4 protein-coding genes are annotated in these 5,150 nt (G+C 31.2%); 1 reads left to right on the forward strand and 3 read right to left on the reverse strand.

What is annotated here, in order from left to right:
• Positions 1-231: 231 nt before the first annotated feature.
• The gene (gene pyk, locus JJE11_RS14370) at positions 232-1,671 is read left to right on the forward strand and encodes a pyruvate kinase (RefSeq protein ID WP_291636828.1); all 1,440 of its coding nucleotides are present in this window, start codon (positions 232-234) and stop codon (positions 1,669-1,671) included.
• A gap of 61 nt (positions 1,672-1,732) precedes the next feature.
• Here pyk and JJE11_RS14375 read toward each other — a convergent pair whose 3' ends face one another.
• The 3 genes from JJE11_RS14375 to JJE11_RS14385 form a co-directional block, all read right to left on the reverse strand.
• On the reverse strand, positions 1,733-4,051 hold the full coding sequence (locus tag JJE11_RS14375) for an ABC transporter permease (protein WP_291636831.1): 2,319 nt from the start codon (positions 4,049-4,051) through the stop codon (positions 1,733-1,735).
• Between the two features lie 232 nt (positions 4,052-4,283).
• Positions 4,284-4,628: an ATP-binding protein gene (locus JJE11_RS14380; RefSeq protein WP_291636832.1), complete on the reverse strand. Its 345-nt coding sequence runs from the start codon at positions 4,626-4,628 to the stop codon at positions 4,284-4,286.
• A gap of 24 nt (positions 4,629-4,652) precedes the next feature.
• On the reverse strand, positions 4,653-5,150 hold a 498-nt coding region (locus JJE11_RS14385; protein WP_291636834.1), incomplete at its 5' end, for a HAMP domain-containing sensor histidine kinase.

Consider the following 5,150-nt stretch of genomic DNA (forward strand, 5'->3'; position numbering starts at 1 on the left):
AAACATAAATTATTCATCACGTATAACGACATATAATTATTTAAGCTTCCATAAATTATAATTCTACATTAATTTACAATTTCCTTTATATAGCGTGAAGTTTTAATATTTATTACTATACTATAACAACCCATGGTATATCTTGCTTGGATATTTTATTTACAATTTACGTCAAAAATTGTATAATTAGATAAATAATTCATGCACGCAAATGAAAGGAGTTAATTTACAATGAGAATGACCAAAATAATATGTACCCTAGGACCCGCTGTAGATAATGAGCATTCTTTAGAACAATTAATACTTGGAGGTATGGATGTAGCGAGATTAAATTTTTCTCATGGTACTCACGAGGAACAAAAATTAAGAGTTGATAGAGTAAAAACAGTTAGAGAAAAATTAGACATTCCGGTTGCATTATTGCTTGATATTAAAGGACCTAAAATTAGATTAGGTAAATTTAAAAAAGATGAAGTAATATTACAAGCTAACAATGAGTTTATACTTGTTAATGAAAACATTTTAGGAACGGAACAAAAATCAACTATTTCCCATAAGGAACTATATAAAGATGTTAAGGTTGGCACAATAATATTAATAAATGATGGACTGGTGGAAATAGAAGTGCAAAAATTGGTGGGTAAGGACATCTATTGCAAGATAAATATTGGTGGCAGCATAAGTAATAACAAAGGTGTAAATGTTCCCGAAACAGACACACATTTACCTGGAATAACACATCAGGATATTGAAGATATAAAGTTTGCTATAGATAATGAATTTGACTTTATAGCTTGCTCATTTGTAAGAAAGGCTTCAAATGTAAATGAAGTGAGAGAAGTATTACAGAGAAATGGTGGACAGGATATAAGGATAATTGCAAAGATTGAAAATAGAGAGGGCGTAAGTAATTTTGATGAAATATTAGAGGCTTCAGATGGTATTATGGTAGCAAGAGGAGATTTAGGGGTGGAAATACCTATAGAGGAAGTTCCGATTGTTCAAAAGATAATAATCAAAAAATGCTATCAAAGTGGTAAACCTGTAATAACAGCAACTCAAATGCTTGATTCAATGATTATAAATCCAAGACCTACTAGGGCCGAAGCTAGTGATGTTGCAAATGCTGTATATGATGGAACTAGTGCGATTATGCTTTCAGGTGAAAGTGCTATTGGTAAATATCCTATTGACAGTGTAAAAACCATGGTTAGGATTGCTCAAATGGCAGAAGGCTCTATTGATTATGAAAATAAACTAGCTGCAATGCAATCTGAAATGGTGGAAAACATTACAGATGCTATTAGCTATTCAACTTGCGCAATTGCTTTAAAGCTAAAGGCAGCGGCAATAATTTCTGCAACTCAATCTGGACAAACAGCTAGAATGATTTCTAGATTTAGGGCATCTTGTCCCATAATAGCAACTACATCAAATAAAAGGGTTCAAAGACAGTTAAGCATTTCCTGGGGGGTTATCCCATTACTAATTGGAGAAGTAACAAACGTTGAAGAAATGTTTGAAATTGGAGTTAAAAAGGCTTTAGAACTTAAATTAGTTAAACACGGAGATATTGTTGTAATAACCGCTGGAGGGCCAGTAGGAATAACTGGAACAACTAATCTATTAAAAGTCCAAACAGTAGATGATGCTATTGTAAATAATATTTAATATATAAAATTAAAATAAGTAAAATAAGAGGCCCTGGATTTCCAGGGCTAAATCACCTATTCTACTCCACACTTTTCAAAGACCCAAGCATATCAATTTTCTCTAACTTTTTGCTAAGAAACTTATTAACAATTAAAGAAAATATAAAGCTTAACCCAGCAGAATATATGTAACTATTAATTTTAATATTTCTTACTATGGTCATATCTTTCTGTTGAGTTGCACTTATCATAAATGTAGTTAATATTATTCCCAGTGGTATTCCAATTATAATTCCAATAATAGTAAAGATTGTGTTTTCTCTTAGAACTAATACCCTTATTTCCTTAGGTATAAACCCCAATACCTTTAAAGTAGCAAGCTCTCTCATTCTCTCATAATAATTTAGAATACCCAAATTGTATAAAACTACTAGACCAAGGACTCCGCCAAAGATGATAAACACCACAGTAATTGAGATTACTGTACGGGTTTGATTATTTACAGCTACCTCCATTTCGCTTCTTAATTTTACGATATTAATAAAATCATATTTTTTTGTGCTTTCCATAAAACTCTTTACATCCTTTGTTTTCACATAAACATTAGATGGCTTATATTCCTGCCCCAGTTTTCTCCACAAAGATTTGCTTAAATAACAACCAAATATACTATCCCTAATTTCTGATACCTTTACTTTTATACTGTCAGGTTCCCCAGCAACAAGGATGTCAAGAATATCACCATTTTTGATATTCATTTTTTTGGCCAATGTAGATGATATTATAGTTCCATCACGAGGCATAGTCATACTTTCCTGTACCTCCACGGAAGGCACCATTAGAAATACTTTATCCTCCATTATGCTAACTATTGTGTTTTCACTTTTTTCATGTTTTGATATTTTAATAGGCTGATTCATTACACTCTCTGCTCTGTCTACACCAATGAGTTTTTTTATTCTCTCAGCTTCATCCGATGTTGCACCATATTGCAATATTACATTAGCATCATATTTATACATATTAGCAAACAAATTATTAGTTGATGTTGTTATAGAATCATGAAACCCAAAACCTGTAAGAATAATTGCCATGCAACCTGCTACACCAATTACGCACATAAAAAGTCTAGTTTTATTTCTAAAAATATTCCTTGTAATAGTCTTCTGAACAAAGTTCATATTTGACCATAGAAACTTGATTTTTTCAAAAATGTTTGCCTTTCCAATTTTGGGTGACTTTGGCCTCATACATTCTGTGGGAGAATGTTTTATCTCACTTATACATACCGCAGCAGCTGTCCCCACACATATAACAGTTGTAAGAATAACTGATTTAATAATTGATAAAACATCAATTTCTAATGGAAAATCCGGTAGAGTCATCATTGAGCTTGTAATTCCCACCATCCCTTTTGCCAACAATTTTGATGGTAAAATCCCAATAATATTGCCCAAAACTACCACAATAAGAGCATAAGAACAAAAATAAGTTAATATAACAATTTTGCCATATCCAAATGCCTTTAATGTTCCAATCATCATTCTGCCATTTTCTACTACTCTTGTCATAGTAGTAAACATAATAAAAGCTGAAATCAAAAAAAATATCATTGGCATCAAACTGGTCATTGCTTTTGAACTATTGAGCATAGTTATTATAATGTGAGCTTTTTCATTATCATCAAAACTTAATAATCGTATTAATTTTGTACCTAGAATTTTTTCAACATCATTTTTAAATTGATTTTCGGAAGTATTATCCTTAAGCTTTAAAGTGATTGTATTATAGCCAATTAATTCTTTCCTCTCTTTTAAAGCATCCTCTTTTACATATGCAAAACCATGTTTCAAACTATTGGGAATTGCATCTGTATCGCCAACATTGCTTATATACTCCGGGCTATCAATGAGTGCGCAAACAATGAAGCTAAGTTTTCTATCCTCATTCTTAATTCTTAGATCAATTTTATCATCAATATGAATATTGTGAGCTTTAGCATAAGAAGCATCCAGCATGCATTCTTTGTTACTCTCAAACATTCTTCCTGAAATGATATAAGGCTTGTCTATTATAAAATCTCCTGATATACCCTGCAAATCAATATTAATATTTTCATCTTGATAAATTTCTGTTTGTACATTAATCTCTGACTGGGTGCTTTCTACAGAATCAAGTTTTGAGATCTTCCTTTCATCTGACTTAGTAAACTGAATTCCATTTACCCAATAATCAGCAACATTTTGAGTATCATAATAGCTTTTAGCCATGTTCTCCATATTGAAGTTATATTCACCCATACCAACAAAAAGCAATACTCCAAGAGCTGTAACAATGATCACAGACATTAGCCTTGGAAGTGTGGATAGTATGTCTCTAAAAAAATTACGAATTAACATTTATATCACCAATCTCACTTCCATTTATATTTAGTAGTACATATAAAGACCGACTTATCTACTTAAGATAAGTCGGTAATTTTTATAATATTATTACGCCCCATACTCCTAAAGCGAGGCAATACATGTTTAATATTTACTTCTTCAAATAAATGACATATCATAATATCTTATTTATACTACATTATAACATAAATTTTAAGTATCGGAGATTAATTTATCTAAAACACAACTAAAAATATATATCTGAAAATTCGATTTTGGCACTTTGAATAACATTATTGTCACCACTCTGCAATTTGCTATTAACTTCATTACATGAAGTTATCTCATCAATATTTATTGGATCAATTGTAGGAAGCAATACTGTAAATGTGCTGCCTACTCCTTCATGACTTTTCAATGATATCTCACCATCTAATTCACTTACAAGAAGTCTAACTAGATACAACCCGAGCCCCGTCCCTTCAGCTTGCCTTGAGAAACTTGAATCTGCCTGACCGAATCTTTCAAAAATTATTTTCTGCTTATCCTCGGCAATACCCACTCCCTCATCTTGCACACTTATAGAAATCATATCTGCTTTTTTATAATTTTTTATCTATAAACTCACAGTAATTGATTTTCCACTAGAAGTAAACTTTAAAGCATTAGACAAAAGGTTAAGCATGATACGTTCTATCTTCTCCTCATCAAAATAAATATTCTTTATTGATAAATTAGTAGTAAATTTTAAATTCACATTTTTTTGTTCAGCATATAATTGCACCGAACTTACAATTGCATCAATAACATAAACAACATTGAAGTTTGTCTTATTCATCTTCACTTGACATGAACTAATACGAGTAATATCAAGTAAATTATTGATTAGTCGAAGTTGTCTGTATGTATTCTGATTAATTGTCTTTAAATACTTACCAACTCTTTGCGTAACTTCATCCTTACATAAATGGTCAATTGCTTGTAATGCCAAATTTGTAACTGATAGTGGCGTTTTCAATTCATGAGTAATGAGATAAAGAAATTCATCTTTAAGCTTAATAACTTCTTTAAGGGCTTCTCTTTTCTCTTTCTCTGCAATTAATAATTGACCCTG

This window comes from Clostridium sp., from assembly GCF_016650095.1.
In the GTDB taxonomy this organism is placed as follows: domain Bacteria; phylum Bacillota; class Clostridia; order Clostridiales; family Clostridiaceae; genus Clostridium_AD.

Bases quoted from the DNA above. Each gene is read 5' to 3' on its own strand.
- JJE11_RS14375 (WP_291636831.1), bottom strand. From the start codon at position 4,051: ATGTTAATTCGTAATTTTTTTAGAGACATACTATCCACACTTCCAAGG.
- JJE11_RS14380 (WP_291636832.1), bottom strand. From the start codon at position 4,628: ATGATTTCTATAAGTGTGCAAGATGAGGGAGTGGGTATTGCCGAGGAT.
- pyk (WP_291636828.1), top strand. From the start codon at position 232: ATGAGAATGACCAAAATAATATGTACCCTAGGACCCGCTGTAGATAAT.